General features: G+C 41.5%; 14 protein-coding genes. 11 read left to right on the top strand and 3 right to left on the bottom strand.

Going from position 1 to position 19,055, the window contains the following annotated elements; genetic code table 11:
• Positions 1–29: 29 nt before the first annotated feature.
• Positions 30–3,461 carry a chitobiase/beta-hexosaminidase C-terminal domain-containing protein gene (locus tag AC0YN6_RS24935; RefSeq protein ID WP_475750225.1) on the top strand — a complete coding sequence of 1,144 codons (3,432 nt, stop codon included), beginning with the start codon at positions 30–32 and terminating at the stop codon, positions 3,459–3,461.
• 156 nt (positions 3,462–3,617) lie between these two features.
• Here the strand turns inward: AC0YN6_RS24935 and AC0YN6_RS24930 are convergent, their stop codons facing one another.
• Positions 3,618–3,890: a hypothetical protein gene (locus tag AC0YN6_RS24930; RefSeq protein WP_475750224.1), complete on the bottom strand. Its 273-nt coding sequence runs from the start codon at positions 3,888–3,890 to the stop codon at positions 3,618–3,620.
• Between the two features lie 717 nt (positions 3,891–4,607).
• Between AC0YN6_RS24930 and AC0YN6_RS24925 the strand changes: the two genes are divergently transcribed.
• The 8 genes from AC0YN6_RS24925 to AC0YN6_RS24890 all read left to right on the top strand — a co-directional run bounded on the left by AC0YN6_RS24925 (position 4,608) and on the right by AC0YN6_RS24890 (position 13,964).
• Positions 4,608–4,991, top strand: a complete 384-nt coding sequence (locus AC0YN6_RS24925; RefSeq protein WP_475750223.1) for a retropepsin-like aspartic protease — start codon at positions 4,608–4,610, stop codon at positions 4,989–4,991.
• 309 nt (positions 4,992–5,300) lie between these two features.
• Positions 5,301–6,224 carry an ABC transporter permease gene (locus AC0YN6_RS24920; RefSeq protein ID WP_475750221.1) on the top strand — a complete coding sequence of 308 codons (924 nt, stop codon included), beginning with the start codon at positions 5,301–5,303 and terminating at the stop codon, positions 6,222–6,224.
• Positions 6,225–6,241: 17 nt separating this feature from the next.
• Positions 6,242–7,132 carry a carbohydrate ABC transporter permease gene (locus AC0YN6_RS24915; protein ID WP_475750219.1) on the top strand — a complete coding sequence of 297 codons (891 nt, stop codon included), beginning with the start codon at positions 6,242–6,244 and terminating at the stop codon, positions 7,130–7,132.
• An 18-nt stretch (positions 7,133–7,150) separates the two neighbouring features.
• Positions 7,151–8,812, top strand: coding sequence for an extracellular solute-binding protein (locus tag AC0YN6_RS24910; protein ID WP_475750217.1), 1,662 nt, complete (start codon positions 7,151–7,153; stop codon positions 8,810–8,812).
• Positions 8,813–8,949: 137 nt separating this feature from the next.
• Complete coding sequence (locus AC0YN6_RS24905) at positions 8,950–10,629, top strand: sensor histidine kinase (protein ID WP_475750215.1); 1,680 nt, start codon at positions 8,950–8,952, stop codon at positions 10,627–10,629.
• A gap of 17 nt (positions 10,630–10,646) precedes the next feature.
• Positions 10,647–12,236 (top strand): response regulator transcription factor, encoded by a 1,590-nt coding sequence (locus AC0YN6_RS24900; RefSeq protein WP_475750213.1) that lies wholly within the window; start codon positions 10,647–10,649, stop codon positions 12,234–12,236.
• Between the two features lie 21 nt (positions 12,237–12,257).
• On the top strand, positions 12,258–13,316 hold the full coding sequence (locus AC0YN6_RS24895; protein ID WP_475750212.1) for a sialidase family protein: 1,059 nt from the start codon (positions 12,258–12,260) through the stop codon (positions 13,314–13,316).
• A gap of 24 nt (positions 13,317–13,340) precedes the next feature.
• On the top strand, positions 13,341–13,964 hold the full coding sequence (locus AC0YN6_RS24890; RefSeq protein WP_475750210.1) for an SGNH/GDSL hydrolase family protein: 624 nt from the start codon (positions 13,341–13,343) through the stop codon (positions 13,962–13,964).
• Between the two features lie 245 nt (positions 13,965–14,209).
• Here AC0YN6_RS24890 and AC0YN6_RS24885 read toward each other — a convergent pair whose 3' ends face one another.
• Positions 14,210–14,842 carry a YfbR-like 5'-deoxynucleotidase gene (locus AC0YN6_RS24885; RefSeq protein WP_475750208.1) on the bottom strand — a complete coding sequence of 211 codons (633 nt, stop codon included), beginning with the start codon at positions 14,840–14,842 and terminating at the stop codon, positions 14,210–14,212.
• 159 nt (positions 14,843–15,001) lie between these two features.
• Entirely contained in the window at positions 15,002–15,880 is an 879-nt protein-coding gene (locus AC0YN6_RS24880; RefSeq protein ID WP_475750206.1) for a DNA-primase RepB domain-containing protein, read from the bottom strand.
• A 251-nt stretch (positions 15,881–16,131) separates the two neighbouring features.
• Here AC0YN6_RS24880 and AC0YN6_RS24875 point away from each other — a divergent pair, with 251 nt between their 5' ends.
• Positions 16,132–17,352: an amidohydrolase gene (locus AC0YN6_RS24875; RefSeq protein WP_475750204.1), complete on the top strand. Its 1,221-nt coding sequence runs from the start codon at positions 16,132–16,134 to the stop codon at positions 17,350–17,352.
• Positions 17,353–17,709: 357 nt separating this feature from the next.
• Entirely contained in the window at positions 17,710–19,047 is a 1,338-nt protein-coding gene (locus AC0YN6_RS24870) for an ABC transporter substrate-binding protein (RefSeq protein ID WP_475750203.1), read from the top strand.
• The last annotated feature ends 8 nt before the right edge of the window (positions 19,048–19,055 follow it).

The following is a 19,055-nucleotide window of genomic DNA, read 5'->3' as shown; positions in this document are numbered from 1 at the left end:
CATCATGTATGACAAGAGGGGGAAAAAATGTGTTCAAAGTAAGAAAGAAAAATGTAAGCGCAATTATAGTGACTTGTATGCTAATGTCATTTTATCCAGTAGGCGTAGGGACTACGATGACAGTTCAGGCACAATCTCAAATTGAGAGTGAGCAAGTAGCTGTTACTGTGGGAGATGAAAACGTTATGTCGTTAGATTCTTCGAACAAGTTGTTAAAGGACAGCTTTGGTTGGGCAATTAATCAAGCCCATAGCTTTGTTCAAACAGGCAAAACTGGACCGAATAATGTGAATAATGGTGGTGGGGAAGAAGGACCGTTCAACTATATTCCATCCTACTGGGCAGGATATAAGCACCGTACTGCATTTTATAGTAGAGACTTTGTCCATCAAGCAGCAGGTGCGCATATGATCGGGCTTGATAAAGAAAATATGAGTATGTTCCAAACATTTGCAAAAGGTATGACTAAAGATAGAAAATGGTATACACTATGGGCGTTTAACTTTGACGGCTCTAACTATACGATTGACTGGAAAAATGATAATAACTTCGTTCGTGAAGTACCAGCGCAATTTGAGCTAGTAGAGAAAGCATACGATCAATATCTTTGGACTGGAGACGAAACATATATTAATGATGAGAGTATGTGGGATTTCTATACTAAAGTTATGAATGATTATATCGCTGCACACGATACCAATGGAAATGGCGTCGCTGAAGGAACTGGCGGTGGTATTTTCTCTGGTGCGGTAAGCTATAACGAAAGAAGCGATGAGCCAATTATCGAGGCTGGTGATGCGATTGGTTCACAATATCAAGCATTACTTGCTTATGCAAATATGCAGCAAGCAAAAGGATTGGAAGCAGAAGCAGCAAAAACATTTAAAAGAGCGCAACAGTTAAAGGATTATTTCAACAACGAGTGGAGCGTTAAAGACGGCGACACAACTGGTAACTATGTGCGAGCTTGGAATATGGATGGAGAAACGAAATATACTGATTTCGGTAAAGAGAATAGCTGGTTCATGCCGATGAAGCTTATTACTGAGCCAGGACAAAGAAACGACAACTATCTTAATTATATTTCCGAGCAAATTGGTGACGGTTTAATTTATGCAGATAAAAATGCTAAAGCGACATTAGACCAACCGCATTCTCCGATTAATATCGAAGCGTATTCTTATATGCCTGATATGTTCTATCCGTATAATCGTGTGGAAGATGGCTGGAAATGGCTTGAATTCCTTATGGAAACGAAAGATAACAGACATGAGCATTATAATAATGGTACAAAAACAAACGGAGAATATCCTGAAATCTCCTATACGCTTATTGGTAACACAATCGAAGGACTAATGGGTATCGAGCCAAATGCACCTAAGCATGCAGTAGCGACTGCTCCAAGACTTTCTAAAGATGTTCCAGATGTAAAAGTTAATTCCCTTAATCTTGGGAAGAACAAAATCAGTGTAGCTCATACAGGAAACACTCAAACGGAGCTTCAGAACAATTCTGGAACAGAGCCAATTACGTGGGAAGCTCGTTTTTATGGTGAGTATCCAACGATTAAGATTGATGAAGTAGACAAAACTGCCCTTCATAAAACGGTAAATGGCGTAAAAGTAAGCTATGTTACTACAAACGTTGCAGTAGGATCATCTGTGACTGCAATTGCAGTTAACTCTGGTACAGGAGAAAAGACAGCAGCACCTATCAGCAATGTAACTGCAGGGACTTACGATACTACGATTAAAGTTGCATTGACGTCTGCTACAGCTGATGCAAAAATCTATTACACATTAGATGGAACAACACCTACTAGAAATTCTAATCTGTATACTGGTCCATTTGTTATTCAGAAGACAGCGGCATTAAAGTTTTTTGCTGCTAGTGAAACGATAATGGATAGTGATGTTGTCACTTATAGTTATACAATTAATGCACCGATTGTTGCAGCACCAGTTCCTAATCAAAAGCAGGACACATACAGCGCACCAATTACAGTTAAGCTAAGCACGAAGACTGAGGGGGCTGACATTTATTACACGCTTGATGGCAAAACACCGACTAAAAATAGTGCGAAATATGCTGGACCTATTGCTATTGAAACAACAACGACTATAAAAGTAATAGCATTTAAGAACCTATGGGTAGATAGCTCCGTAAAAACGTTGGAGTATGCAATTGTTTTACCTGTTGCAGTGGCGCCAAAAGCTAATAAAACTACAGGATGGTATGATGGTAAGTTTAAGGTAACACTAGAGTCAGCATCTAAAGATGCTCGTATTTACTATACGACAAACGGTGAAATACCAACGGTCAATAGTCAGCTTTATAAAGGTGCGATTAATATCTCTAGTTCTACTGGGCTAAAAGCTATTGCTGTAAAGGATGGCTATACGGATAGTGCAGTTGCATCATTTGTATACATCATTGGTGACAAGCTTTCTGAAAATGCTTCGAAGACAGAATATTTATCTGATTTGGAATGGGTAAGTGCTACTAGCGGTTGGCTTGAACCGCTTAAGGATAAGTCTATTAGCAGCGGACCAATTAAAATCAATGGAACGACTTATAAAAAAGGAATCGGAACTCACGCAACTTCAGAAATTGTTTATGATCTTGGCGGGAAGTACGGTACATTTAAAGCGGTTATTGGTGTAGACGATGCACAAAATAAAAAAGGCACACCAACTTCGATGTGGTTTGAAGTAATTGGCGATGGTATATCTCTGTATAAGAGTGAAACATTCACCACAGTAGACGGTCCTGCACAGGGTATTCCAATTAAAGTGGATGTAACGGGTATCTCTAAGCTTACGCTTGTTGCGAACGATACGGGTTCTCCTAATGAAAATCCAGCAAATAGCGATCATGCTGACTGGGCTGACGCAAAAATTATACCGAGAAATGCTGGAGGCACAAACACGTTTACTGATTTGCCTGCTACGCATTGGGCAGCTAATGTAATTCAAGAGTTGGTAGAGAAACAAATCTTAAAAGGTACGAGTGCGACATTATTCCAACCAGAGCGTGAAGTAACTCGTGCTGAATTTACGGTAATGCTTGTTAGAGCGTTCAAGCTTACACAAGCAGGTGAATTGAACTTTACTGATGTGTTGTCAAATGCATGGTATACGGAATCGATTGCAATTGCAGTTGAAGCGGGAATTGTAACAGGCAAGAGCGAGAAGATTTTCGAACCTAATGCACAAATTACGCGTGAAGAAATGATTGTAATGATGATGCGTGCCTACGAAATGAACAATGGCAAGACTGAGGTAGACGTTGAGTCATCATTCAAAGATGCAGCAGCAGTATCAGCATGGGCTAAGCAATATGTGAATGCGGCAGCGAAATTGCAGCTAATTAGAGGACGCTCTGATGGTAAGCTTGAGCCTAAAGCAATATCCACTCGTGCCGAAGCGGCTCAAGTGATCTACAATTTGTTGAATAAGTAAGATGATGTGATGGGCCTGTGTTCGGTATTTTCCGGACGCAGGCCTTTTGCTGTTGTAGGAATTCGTAACGATAATGAATATAATGAATCGGAGTTTCTATACATGGCTGAATCTACTTGGCTCTTATCTTCATATATCGATAAAATATCAATAATATTATAAACAAGATTGGACTTTCATTCCGAAGCAATGGATTAAACCCAAGCTTGAGCCAGCATCGCGGGTTGTCGTCACTCGAAGCACTACATCCGTTCCAACCTGCATGGATTCAATGGTCAGGCTGTCTTTTGCGGTATCGTTAGATATCTCTGTCATCATGTGTTTGAGTACCTGCGTCAGTCGTTGCTCGTCCATCCGAAGATTGATTGATCTAAGCTGGATCGCGTAATCATCGAATCGAATGCGAGTATAATCATGTAGATCTCTCATTAAATATACCATGTTCCCTTTAATCAGCTGCTGGACCGTAAACCGTGGCACATCAAGGTTGAACCGAAATGAACTGATATTTCAGGTTACAAGAATTATTCAGACAATATGGAAGCTTCAGTCTCGCATCCATTCGAGTTTTTCGAGACCGGAATCGAAAAATGGAAGGAATAAGCTCAATTCAATGAAAAGTCTTAAATGAAAAGCGTTAGTATAGGAGGGCAGCTTAGCTGCTCTATCTATACTTGGAGTTAATGGCGACGAATTGTGGTTTTGCATAGCCACGGCTCGTGAAACGATTAAATGACAAATGTGGCGTGATCTACGGACAGGGGTTCAAATTCCCTCGCCCTTGGCACTTAGGGGATAAGGGGCTTCAGTTCTTCTTGTTCGATAAGGTCTTTATTTCTCTTCACTTGAATTATGCTACAATAATTATATTGAAGCTCTTGGAGGTGGAGATATGCGCTGGCAAGAAGTACAGAAACGGTATCCAGAGGAGTGGGTTGTTTTAGAGGCAACGAAGGCTCATTCTGCGGAAGGACATCGCTACATTGATGAAGTAATTGTAATCGATACGTTCACTGATTCTACAGAAGCCCTCCGCCGCTACAGCGAACTGCATCGGCAAGAACCAAGGCGTGAATATTGCTTCTTTCACACCTCTCGACCAGAACTAGTAGCCAGGGAACGCTATGTTGGAATCCGAGGCCCGAGATGAACATAACTGAGGTATACGGATTACCTTTTGTAAAGATTACGATTGTATTCAGAGGAAAAGTGCTTGAACTGAACAAGGTGCTGCTCGATACGGGATCGGCAAGTACTCTTCTCAATGCTGATTGGGTTGGAGATATCGGGATCGTTCCTGAAGAAAATGATGTCGTGGATACCATTCGAGGAGTTGGTGGAGTGGAGTACGTATATACCAAATATATGGATTCCATCCATTTCGATAGTCATTCGATTTCTCATTTTCAGGTCGAGATTGGGAGTATGGATTACGGCCTTGATATTGACGGAATTATTGGATTTGACTTTATGAAGGCAATTGGCCTAGTAATTAATGCTAAAGAAATGATTGTTAACTCGCTTGCGTAGCAAGATTGCTACGCAGCCTCCTTAAATACAGATATTCTGTATCAGTGTAATGTCTTTATTTAAGTGGAGAGTGAAGGATTAAAAAATCTCGTCCTAAACGGTTAGTAGGTCTTTGACCTGCCAACCGTTTTCTTTTTTTTCAACAGCTATTTTGATGCTGAAATAAATACTAACATTACTCATGTCACAATATAAAAGAAGACAGGTTGTTGATAATCCTATTCTCTTGGAAAATAAGAGTAAGAACTATGGTTCCTTTCAATACAATTGAAAAGATTCATACTACTAGATGAGAGGAGGGGAAAGGCGATGTCAGTGAGCACTAAAAAATGGTGGAAGACATTAGGAAAGCAATATCAGCTGCTACTCATGTCGATCCCATTTGTCTGTTTGCTCATTTTGTTTAGCTATGGTCCATTATGGGGATGGATCGTTGCCTTCCAGAAATATTACCCGGGCAAAGGGATTTTCGGAAGTGAGTTCATTGGTTTGGATAACTTTACGAGGTTGTTTGGAGATGAACGATTCTATCTCACTTTGCGTAATACGCTTGTAATGAGTATTATGAGTTTGTTTACCGGTTTCGTAGGAGCGATCGGCTTAGCTTTATTGTTAAATGAAGTAAAGGTTCGATTGTTTAAACGGACGATTCAAACCGTTACCTACATTCCTCACTTTGTATCCATGGTCGTTATAGCAAACATCGTTCTGACATTTTTGTCGCCCGATGGAGGAGCTGTAAACCAATTTTTAATGTGGCTCGGCATTACAGACAGGCCGATCTACTTTATGGGTGAGGGCAGTTTATACTGGTTCATTAACACGCTGGTCGGATTGTGGAAAGAGCTTGGCTGGAGCACGATTATCTATCTCGCGGTTTTAGCAGGCTTGAACCAGGAAACCTATGAGGCTGCAGATGTCGATGGCGCTGGAAGGTTTCAAAAAATGCTTCACATTTCTCTGCCAGGGCTGCTGCCGACAGCTTTGATGCTGTTTATGCTTAGTTTAGGTTCTTTGATTAACACAGGCTATGAGATGCAGATGCTGTTAGGCAATCCACTAAATATGGATAATTCAGAAGTGCTGGACTTATACGCTTTGAATAGGACGCTTGGGGCAGGTCAATATGGTTTAGGCGTTGCATTAAGTATTTTTAAAAGTATCGTTAGCTTAATTCTCGTATTTACAGCAAATTACTTTGTAAGAAAGGGCGGCCATGCACGCTTATTCTAAGACTGAGGGGGAGAGCCATGACTAGAAACAGAAATATTGGCGATATGGCCTTCACAGTACTTAACACAACGTTTTTAGTGCTGCTTGGCGCCGTCACGCTTTATCCGTTTATGAATTTGTTAGCGATTTCATTTAATGATCCATTAGATACTATCAAGGGTCAGATCACATTATGGCCGAATATTTTTACAACCAACAATTACAAGATCGTATTTCAAAACGATGCCTTGTATAGTGCGGTGATCATGTCGATTTTAAGGACGGTTGTAGGTACATCATTGTCAGTCATTTGTACGTCGATGCTAGCTTACACCTTATCGCGTAAGGAGTTTTTGCTCCGTAAACCGATCAATTTGATACTTGTTATTAGCATGTATGTGAACGGCGGTCTTATTCCAGGGTATTTGCTTATTAAATCAATGGGACTTACAAATAGTTTCTGGGTTTATATCATTCCTGGTTTAGTGGGCGTGTTCAACGTCATTATCGTACGCTCTTATTTCGATTCCTTACCGGAAGGTTTAATGGAATCAGCGCGGATCGATGGTGCGAATGATTTTCAAATTTTATTCAAGATCGTATTGCCTGTAAGTATGCCGGTTATTGCTACAATTACACTTTTCATCGCTGTCGGCCATTGGAACTCGTGGTTTGATAACTATTTGTTTAATACGAGAGAAAATTTAAATGTATTACAATATGAGTTGATGAAAATATTGACGCAATCAACAGCGCAAGTAACAGCCGATGCTTCTGGATATGTGGACCCGGATGCTCTTAGAGTGACAACACCACAATCGATAAGGGCAACGATGACCATTATCGCTACAGTACCGATTTTATTGGTTTATCCTTTTTTACAGAAATATTTCATTAAAGGTATGACTGTAGGTGCAATGAAAGAATAATATAAGGGGTGTTTTACAGTGAAAAAAAGACTAACTTGGCTCATGATTCTTACATTAATTATGGTACCGATTATTAGTGCTTGTGGAGCTGAAAGCGAAAATAAACCAGGTAACGCCAGCAAGGAACCAACCGCTGAAGTTGATGCGAAGGCACCGATAACGTATTCCATTAACGTCGTTGATCCTAAGTTCAAATGGACAGGTACTCCGGTTGGGGATGCTTTTACAGAAGCAACTGGCATTACGATGAATTATACTCCTGTTATTGGTGACGTGAATCAGAAATATGAAATTTGGGCGGCATCAGGTGACTACACAGATATTTTGATGCTGACTCCTTTTCACTTGCAACGTTTTAAAAATAATGGAAATATAATTCCTCTCGAAGATTTGATTGATCAGTATGGACCAAATATCAAGAAAAAATTAGGTAAATACTATGATCTTTTGAAGGATGAGGACGGACATATTTATTCCATCTATGGCATTAGTCAGGCGAATGAATCACCAGCTGGAGCTCAAGCTTCTTTTGCCGTGCAATATAAGGTGTTAGAGGAAGCGGGATATCCTGAGATCAAAACATTGGATCAACTATTTGAAGTAATCAAGGCTTACTATGAGAAGCATCCGACTGTTGATGGAAGCAAAACGATTCCTTGGTCCGGACTTGGCCTGCAAATGATCGCAAATAACTCGTCGATTTCGGCTGCTGGTAAACCCGATCATGGCGCCTATTTTATGGACGAAAACAACAATGTAAAATTGGCATATACTGCTGAATTTACGAAAGAATATCTTAAATTTTTGAATCGCTTCCACCAAGAAGGTATGCTTGATCCTGAATTGTTCAGCTTGAATCAAGAAACGGGTTCCGCGAAAATTGCTCAAGGACGTGTCCTGGGCGGTTATTTCCCGCAATGGTTGTTGACTAACCCGGAATCAACGTTGTCTGCTACTGGAAAAACGGACAGCTTGTATGCGAAGTTCCCTGTATTGCTTAACGAGGGTGTAGAAGATAAAGCTAATGCTATGGTGCTGCCAAGCTCCAGCAACTATTGGTCCATTACGGATAAAGCTAAGAACCCAGAACGCATCATCCAGTTTATTGACTACTTGTTCACAGATGAAGGCCAGAAGCTGATCAACTGGGGCGTTGAAGGAGCACACTATGATGTTGTTGATGGAAAACGCGTCCGTAAGCAAGAAGTAATCGATGGTCCTATTGCAAATCCTGATTATAGTTACAATCAAGGCTTTGGCGGTCCAGTAACCGTATTCTCTTATGGAAATGGCGCGAAATTGGATGACGGTGACTATGCAACATCAAGCACTCGAGAATCGATTAAGAGTCTCTTAGATCCAAAAACAAAAGAAGTACTAGCAAAATACAACAAAGAGCTATGGTCTGATTTCTTGCCCGAACCAGCACTAATTCCTGCATACTTATGGCAGGTTCCTAGACCGGAGTACGTACAAGATGCACAATATATATTTGATGACCTTCAACCGATCGTCAACAAAGAGGTTCCACGTATCATTATGTCGAAATCAGATGCAGACTTCGAACAAGCGTGGACGAGCTATGTACAAACGGTAGAGGAAAAGGGTTCGAAATCACTTGAAGAAGCTTACACAAAAATGTGGCAAGAGTATACGGCGAAGTTCAATGAACTAAACTAGACCTCTGCCAATAGGTGGTGGTATAGCTGAAGATAAGAACGAAAATTTTTGTCGCTAATTTAATTTTATTTACGATTGTACTCATCGTACTGGCAGCGCTTCAAGAAAGATTTCTGCGGGAATATACGATCGAAACGATGGAGAAGGAAGACAGCTATGCGGCTGCCCAACTGCTGCAAAATGTGAACAATATGCTTTCTTCCTACGAGATGATAGCGGATACCGTATTTTCGAGCAGCAGCTTTATTCATAGGCTGCCGCATAACAGCCATTCTTTCTTTGAAGCGTATGATTGGTATTTGGATGAGTTTCGTCCAAATATTGATTGGATCATATCTGCCAGAGATATATCTAGAATAACGGTGTACACCAGCTTATCTAAATATCCCTTCGTTGATATACGGCCTATTGATGAGGCTGTTAAACAGGAGAAGTGGTATAAAGAAAGCGTCAAAGGAACCAATAAACTAAGCAAGACTTGGGCAGTGTGGGAGGGCAATCTCCCCCACATGCGCTATTTTAGGTTTACTTACCGATATTTTGAGCAAAAAACAAATGCAGAAACAATTATTAATTTTGATTTGGATGAACGATTGCTATTGAACCTGATTTCAAAACGTGATGAAGGACATCGCTATATTATTATTCTTCCTAATCAAGATGTTTTGTTAGACACGTTCGAACCAAGCCGCCGAGGCAGCAGCGTCAGCTCTTATGACGCAGAGTTGAAGGAAATGTTAAAAGCAGTTGATGCCGGCTCTATTCCTAACTCCTCAATCGTAGGCAGCAATGAGCGTTATTTGCTTACCTCTGTCTTATTAACGGACCGGAAGAGTGTAAACGGCTTGACGCTTTATTCACTTTCACCGCTAGACGAATTAAATAAGAAATTGAATAAGATACGCTTGCAAACGATTGGATTATTTTTCACCGTGCTATTGCTTTCAGCTTTGGTCATCTATGGTTTCTCGTCAGGAATAACAAAACGTTTCTATCTTCTAACGAAGAGGATACGCAGTTTCGACATGAGCAACTTGAAGCAACGTGTGGAATTAAAGGGCAATGATGAGTTAGCTCAGCTTGGTAGAGTATTCAATGACATGACATCGCGGATGGAAAATCTGATCACTGAAGTCATCGCTACGAAGCTGGCCAGCAAAGAGCTTGAGATTAAAGCGAAGGAGTCCGAGCTTTACGCTCTGCAGACGCAGATTAATCCTCATTATTTGTTCAATACACTTAATGCAATATGCGGAAACGCACTGGAAAACGGAGATCGGGAGACAGCCCGTATTGTCCAGCTTCTGGCAAGCTCTTTCCGAAATGTATTGCAAAAGGGTGGCCACGCAATTTCTTTGAGAGATGAACTGGATATCGTGCGCACGTATTTAGACATTCAAGTTTTCCGTTTTGATGATAGATTGCACTATGAGATTGATGTATCAGAGCGCTATCAACAGTGCGAGATACCTCGTCTATCCTTGCAAACTTTGGTAGAGAATGTGATCATCCACGGTGTGGAAAAGACAGATAAGCGCATTCATCTTTATATATGGTGTGAGCCTATTGATGATAATCGTTATGCTCTTCATGTGACGAATGATGGTCCTGGAATGACAGAAGAGCGGCGAGCGGAAGTGACAGCATGGTTAATGAGCGAAACATTTTTGCAAGAGAATTCACGAATTGGACTCTTAAATATTCATCAACGGCTGCGGTATATGTACGGCATGGACCATGGTGTGAGGTTCAGCGCTGCAAATGACACGGAGACAACCGTATCGATGATTCTCCCCTATACATCTAAGAGAGATTAACGGAAAGGAGCATCTTTATGTACAAAGTGTTATTGGTTGATGACGAGCCTGGAGCCATAAAAACGATGTCCTATATTGTGGATTGGAAGCAATCCGGTTTTGTTGTTGTCGGTCATGCTGCCAATGGCAAGCAAGCGCTGGATATGATTATGGAGCATAAGGATATCTCTTTGCTCATTACCGATATTAAAATGCCGATTATGGATGGGATTGAACTCATACAAGAGGTACGCAAAGTATCGGATATACCGATTATCATCATGAGCGGCTACGATGATTTTGAGTATGCCAAAAAATGCTTTCAACACGACGTGAAAGAGTATTTACTCAAGCCGGTAAGTGAGGCGGAAGTTGTTAAAGTTCTGCACTCGGTTAAGAACGAGCTGGATAGCCGTGATCAGCTCAAGCGTCAGCTTCGAATGGGGCTCTCGGCTTTGCAGGACAGCCTGCTGAGAAAATTGGCCCATGGCTACTTGAAGCGTGAAGAACTGGAACTTTTTCTGGTGCAAAATGGAAAGGAAATGGCGAATCTGCTAGCTTGTGTCCACTTAGTAGAAATGGACTTTATGGAGGAGTATGATACCAACCGTACGCAATCGGATATTGATCTGAAGCGTTTCGCCGTTCGAAATGTGATGGAGGAAGCGCTGGCAGGGCAAGGACTTGTTTATGAAGAAACCGTCGAGCGCTACGGAGTGGTGCTTTTTAATCAATGGAATGACGATCTAGAAGCTCAGATTTACCGTCAAGCGCAAGAGCTGCAACATAAGATTACACGTTATACGAAGGTACAAGTGACCGTTGGGATCGGCGTCTACGTGACGGAGTGGGATAGGCTCGCTGTATCTTTTCAAACCGCTTGCCACTCGTTAGAGAAGAAATATTTTATGGGGATGCATGCGGTCATACCTGCTTCCTCTTATAGGAAGCAGGTTTCCAACGAAGAGCTGTTCATTCTGCAAGATGTTGATGCAATTTTAAATGAAATTAAGCAAGGAAATGAGAAGGGCTTTAAGGCATTGTTAGAGCGTCAGCGCGCTCAGATGATTCAAATGGAAACTCCGAAAGAAATTGTTCAGTCTCTGGTGCTTAGCTTATGCGTACAATGTTATGAGCTGCTCCTTCAATATTCGGGATCAAATGTGGATCAATTTCTTCCTAATCATAAGGACTATGAGGAAATTACGAATGCGAAGACGATTATTCAATTGTTTGAGTTTGCAGTGCGAAAATGTTCGGAGACGTTGGGGCAACTAAAACAAAATAGCCATTCTCAGTCACTTCAAACGATCATCCAAGTGAAACAATGGGTACAGGCGCAATATACCTCGAATATTAGCTTGAAAAGTATAGCGGAATCCTTATTCGTTAATGCAACGTACTTGGGACAGCAGTTTAAGTCAGTGGAGGGAATGACCTTTAATGACTACCTGCTTAAGGTTCGTATGGAGAAAGCCAAAGACTTGCTTCAGCATACAAACCTGCGGATATATGAAATTGCAGCGCAGGTCGGATATCAAGAGCTGGATTGGTTCTATAAGCGATTCAAAGAGTATACCGGTACGAGCACAACCAAATACCGGATGGCGGCAAGAAATGAAGTATAACAACATGAAAGAGGTGTCGATATGCTGAATAAATATATTGTAAGCCGAAATGATCAAGTCTATGAAGCGTTTCCCGCGCTTGAAATGACAGCCAAAGAGCATCTTATTTGTGTCTTCTTGGAATGTGTGACCCATGGAGACCGTTCGAGAACGCGTATCGTTTATATGAAAAGTACGGATAGAGGACGTTCATGGGGGGGGAAACGCTGTTTAACGGAAAGTTTCCCTGATTCATCTGAGTTTGACGATTGCCCAAGCATTAAACGTCTAAGAGACGGACGTCTCGTCATTCTCACGAACAAAAACCCACGCAGTGAACCAGTCGGATCTGGCACACATCGTAATTCGCGCGTTTTAATGTATATAGGAGATCCCGAAGGAGAGCAATGGAGCGAGCCTATTGAAACATCTGTCACAGGAATTGTACCTGATACATTAGTGGAATTAGAAAATGGGCGCTGGCTTGTAACTGTACATAGCAAAAGCCCGGAGCATGGCTATCTAGAACAGCTTTTGTGGTATACCGATGATGAAGGAGAAAGCTGGAGCGGGCCGATTACCGTTGCGAGCCAGGAAGGACTTCATTTGTGCGAAGGCTCTATCCTGCCGCTGCCGGATGGTACGCTAGTAACTTATCTTCGTGAGAACTCGGATCTCGGCTACGGTGCGTACAAAGCCATTTCCCGGGATCAGGGGATGACCTGGGAAGGACCTTTCGAAGCTCCAATCCCGGCATGCCATCGACCTGTCGCTCGTATGCTGCATAGTGGACGTGTGTTGATCACTCACCGACTCGCACAAGCAGGGAAGGGTTGGCTCGGCAATTGGACACAAAACGTATTTGCATGTATGACAGATGTGGAATCCGCTCTCGCTGAAAAAAGAAACGATCAGTGGTCCCGCCTATTCCCGTTTGATTTCGACCGCAGCCCGGTATCGGATTTGGGTTATACGGGCTGGGTACAGTTCGATGATGGCGAGATCTATATTGTCAACTATATTGTAGATGATGCACCGAATGCTCATATCCGCGGATATTCACTGCGGGAAGAGGATTTGCTGCTTCCTGTGAGTACATAAATAACATACAGGAGGTCTATTCGGATGTTACTTGAAGCGAATGATGTGGTCGTCTTTCAAGGCGATAGCATTACAGACAGTGGTCGAAATTATGAAGACAAGTTTGATCTTGGACAAGGCTATGCATTTATTGCAGCTGGAATATTTAGTTCTGCTTATCCTGATAAACAGGTTACCTTCTATAACCGTGGTATTAGCGGGAACCGTGTAAGGGATTTGACTGTGCGCTGGGATGCAGATTGCCTTGATTTGGAACCGACAGTTGTGTCCATTTATATTGGGATAAACGACACTTGGCGGCGTTTCGGACGGAATGATCCAACATCGTCGGATCGTTTTGAAACAGAATATCGTGAATTGTTAGATCGTACCCGGAAGAAGACCAATGCGAAGATTATATTGGTTGAGCCGTTTGTGCTGCCTGTATCTGAAGATCGTCACGCGTGGCGCGAGGATTTGGATCCGAAGATCCAGATTCTGCGCCGCCTAGCACACGAATACGGTGCTGCATATGTGCCGCTGGATGGCTTGTTTACACAAGCTTCAATGAAGGCGCCATGCACTTATTGGGCGGCGGATGGCGTGCATCCTAGTCCTGCTGGACACGGATTAATTGCAAATGCTTGGTTGGAGACAGTTGGGGGCTAGCCGCCCCCTCCTACTCGATTCGTTATTTTGTTTTTAAAACACGAAATTCATTTGGCGTAAGGCCGGTAGTGTTCTTGATAACGCAAAAAAATCTTTCCCCTATTCGTTCCAAATGATCAAATCGATCGCTAGGAACGGTTCAAGGAAAGAAGGTAAGGCAACATGATGGAAAATAGTGAAATAATCAAAAAAGGGGGGAAGGTTGGAAAAGTAATGGAGGAGCACAGCGATTCAGCAATTTACTTTTAATAGTATCCTAAAGCTTCCTTAGTAATCTCTTTGATATCAACAGGACAATTAGAGCTTTCCTTAACGATGTCAGGTAAAACATTTTTTAAAAAATAATCAACGCAATGCAGTTTTATTTTGTTAATTTTGATAAGAGCGTCGCGATACATAACTACAAATTCTTTCTCCCTGTTGCCTCTTTGCAATTCAGTAAGTGCCTCGTACACTTGATCAAGTTTATCAGCTACTTCAAGAATAAGACCTTCGACGGAATCATCCTTGCCTTCGCGCAGTTGTCTGCGGAAAGTAGGCTTGAACTCTTCTGGAATGTTCTCCTCTATAAAAAGAGCAATCATGCCTTCCTCTACCTGTTGCAGCATGCCGCGCAGCTCTAGCGAGTAATGCTTAACGGGTGTTTTAATATCTCCTATAAATATTTCACCATAATCATGGCTGCTCGTAATCTCATATAACTTTTTCCAATCTATCGTGACGCCATTGCTTTCTTCAATATCCGCCAATGTTTTAGCGTATTGTACAACCTTCCATGAATGAGCGGCAACGCTGTGCTCTTCAAATTTAAACTTACCGGGACAACGAATAATACGTTCGAGATCATTAAGCGATTGAAAATACGTATGAATTCCCATAGCATGCAGCTCTCTTTCTTATTCAATTTAATGTGTGATGCATTACAGTAAGTATAAAGATTATTTGTTAATGGATGATTAATTATATTTGGAAATATATGAAAAAAACCGACCGCATAGGGTCGGGATTTTGATATCTTAGATACGCTGCCTACTATTTTAAGTTTTATTGATTTCTACAAGTTGATTAAGGGGCTCTAATGCCAGTGAGTGAATAATTTCCTCTTGGGAAAAAGGTTTTTTCCTTCCGAGTTGTCTGATCCTTACCATAAAGGGGTTTTCGGGATTTTTCATATGGTAAAAGCCAGGTATACGCATGACTCTGGATAGATTGGTGATCAGGGGATCAGAACTGAATTTTTTGGCCAATGCTTTTTGTATAGGAACGAATTTGCTTACGGACCCGCCCTGAAGAACCCAATAGATGTGATAGCCGTTTTTCGTTTCGATAATCATCGTATCTTTAATTTGAGTCTTGAATTTTTTTATAAACGCATTCTTCAATTTCGCTACTCTCTGTTTTTTTCGCAGAGCCAATAGATGATACCGACCTTGTTTATTTCTTTTCACTGTAATAGATTGAAGCTGTTCTGCAGGGTCGGATTGAATGGAGTTAATCATCTGCTTGGCTTGTTCTTTTGTGTCTAAATGTACTGAAATCTTGTTTAGATCTACATCGATGAACTGTGCTCTAATTTTTTTGAAATCATTATCTTTTGTTTCTCGGTAATTGATCTCCATAAAGACGGCATAACCTTTTTTATTTTGACGGAGTACATGTATGAGCTTGTTTCTCTTGGAAAATAGTGTGATTCGAGGAGTGCGCTTTTCGAGTAGATTTAGAGGCTTATGCAGTGTCATCGCTGGGTGATTAGATGAAGAACTGAATCTCTTGTTTTTGTTTTTAGCGTCATGGACTAAAATAAAATGCAGTTGTTCGTTCTGCTTGCAGCCTAGTTTTTTAATAAAATGGCGTGCGTGACTGGAGTACCTTCGCAAATTTCTTGAATATCTCATTGAACTTAAACGTTGTTTCATTGAACCTCATCTCCTTTAAAGCATGCGTCACACTTTCGGTTCTTTTCTAAACAATCATATTCTGGCAAGAGGACGTTTGCTTGGGTTGCATCAAAACTGTGCCCAAAAAATACCCTCAAATCGAAATGAAAAAAGTATGGGAAATGAACGCTATTGATATTATCGTTAAATAGTAGTTAGTGGTACCATAGAAGTAGATTAGGAATAAAGAGGGTGCGATTTTAATTTAGGTAAAGATGGGGGATGACCAGTTGAACACTTCTTATTGGTTAACGAATGTAAGATTAGAACAAGGTTATAATATGGAAGATGGTCGGGTGTCTGGTACAAATACGAAAATCTGTCATTTACGAATTGAGAACGGTACCATTGCTGAAATTATAGGGACAGAAGAGGATATACAAAGTAATATTCCTAAATATGATTGTAAACAGTTATTGATGCTGCCTTCTTTCGAAGAGGCTCACATTCATTTGGATAAAACGTATTTCGATGGACCGTGGAAAGCGGTAAAGCCTGTATCCAGCATCTTCGAGAGGATTGAGGAAGAGAAAGTATTATTGCCTAAGCTCCTTCCAATGGCAAGACAACAAGCCGAAAGCATCTTAACTCTTATACAGGGATATGGGGCTACTCATGTTCGCAGCCATTGTAATATTGAGCCTACTAGTGGACTGCAACGGTTAGAGGCGACTAAGCAGGCACTGGATACATTCTCAGGTAAAATTTCATCGGAAATTGTAGCTTTCCCCCAGCACGGGCTGCTGTTATCGGATTCTGTTAGGCTCGTAAAGCAATCTTTGGCGGAGGGAGCAACTCATGTTGGCGGAGTAGATCCATTCTCAGTGGATGGGGATATAGAGAAGTCACTGCAGACCATCGTAGAGCTAGCGGTTCTGAATAATGCCGGTATTGATATTCACTTACACGATAGAAACGAAGCGGGCAAGCAAACTCTGATACGTTTAGCTGATCTGACCGAAGAAGCTGGTTTGCAAGGAAAGGTAACGGTTAGTCATGCGTTCTGGTTTGCAGGTGCGCAGCCGCAAGAGGCGGAGGAAGTTGCGAAACGGATGGGGTCACTTGGTATGTCCGTTGCTTCGACGGTTCCGATTGGCAAGATGACGATGCCGCTCCCGATGTTATCTAAAAATGGAGTAACGGTAAAATTGGCAACGGATAGCCTTACAGACCACTGGTCCCCATTTGGAAATGGAGATCAGTTAGAGAAAGCAGGTCGATTTGCAGAATTGTATGGGTATAATGATGAATTATCACTTTCTCAATCTATCGGCTTCATTACAGGGGGGATAACTCCGCTCGATTCAGAAGGTCAACAGGTATGGCCTAAGGTCGGGGACGTCGCGAGCTTTGTACTGTTACACGCAAGCTGCACGGCGGAAGCGATTGCTCGAAGAGCGGCGCGTCAAGCGGTATGGAACCAAGGGCAGCTCGTGAGTGGATCGTTGTAGAGACATAAGACGGCGAATTGTGGTTTTGCACAAGCACGGTTCGCCTCCACCAATACCATGAGAAAGAGCACCTTATTGCGTGCTCTTTTTTGCGTTTTTTCAAATATAGTTATGACATTACCCCTCCCCAATAATAATCCCTTTTTTACATATATTTAACATCACACTAACAATCCACTGATAGTTAGGATCTATACTAATTTTAGATGAATAAGGTTCGGACAAGTGAGGCTTGGGTGGAGATGATGAGAAAACCCTAAATTCGCAGTCTAAAGAATAGATATTCTTATTTGGGCTGTGAATTTAGGCTTTTTGTCATGTCCTTTTTTCATCATAGAAAAACTTGGAGGTAGGATTATGTTGAAAAAGAGTTTCAGTAAAGGATTATTTCTACTCGTTACTATTATGCTGATTGTGTCAGGGTGCGGATCAGCAAACAACAGCACAACAAATGATGCTGCTAGTGGCAATGTGAAGCAGGATAATAAGGAAACGGCAAAGGAAAAGGTCGCTTTAACGTTTGCAGCATTTGGTAGTGATGAGGAGCTCGCGATCTATCAAAAGGCGATTAATTCATTTGAAAGTGCAAATCCAAGTATCGATGTTGAGCTAAAGTCTTTCCCTCGTGCAGAGTATAATCAAAAAATGTTGACTGAGCTAGCGGGCAATAATGCTGCTGATGTGTTCTATATTAAACCTGAGACGTTGGCTAAAATGCGAGATAGCAATTCTCTTATGGGCTTGTCAAATTATTTATCCAGTACGGAAAGCTATGTAAAGGAAACAGAATTTCCAAATGGCTTCTGGGGCGGTGCTAAGGTTAATGATCAAATTTACGGCGTAGCTGTGGATGTTAATCCAATGGTTATTTACTATAATACTGCTATTTTTGAGGAGTTAGGCTTGAAGTCTCCACAGGATTACTACAATGAAGGTAGCTGGAACTGGGATACGTTCAAAGAGCTAAGTAAGAAAGTAGTGGAATCAGGTAAGAAGGGCTATACACTTGATACGTACTGGGCAACGGTACATAGCTGGATCTTCTCTAACGGTGGTCGTGTGTTTGATGATAACGGTAAATATGTACTGGATACGAATAAAGAAGCTCAGGAGGCACTTACTTTCCTTGAGAGTTTAATTAAGGACGAGGCCGCAATCTTTACAGGTACATTGACAGAGGGGATATCTACTGAATCATTAATGATGTCCAATCAGCTTGCATTTAATGCCATTGGACGTTGGGTAACACCAACCTTTATTGCGAATAACTTTACTACTTTCGACTATATTCCATTCCCTACGAAAACAGGTGAAAAGCTTGAAGAAGTGGCAACAACGATTGTATTTCTAGGGGTTAATGCGAAAACCAAGCATGCTAATGAAGCGATGAAATTCCTATCGTATTATGTTTCTTCTGAAAGTCAAAAAATTCGTCTAGCAGGCGGTAATGCCGTGCCTTCAGTAAATGGAGCAGAGTCTCTAATAGAAGAAGCTGCGGTACCTGCTCATGCTAGCTATTTACTTGATATGCGTAAAATTTCATTTGCACCGAGTGGACCGCAGATGAACGAATACAATTATTCTGGCCTAGATGCAGAAATGAAAGCAGCATACGAACTGCTGTTTACAGGGAAGAAGAATGTAAATGAAACAATAGAAATTATTTCAGGAAAAGTAAATGAAATGATGAAATAGATGGAAGG

The sequence above is a fragment of the Paenibacillus sp. J22P15 genome (assembly GCF_056269345.1).
The sequence above is the reverse complement of the archived record's forward strand: the minus strand, read 5'-3'. Positions and strand labels throughout refer to the sequence as shown.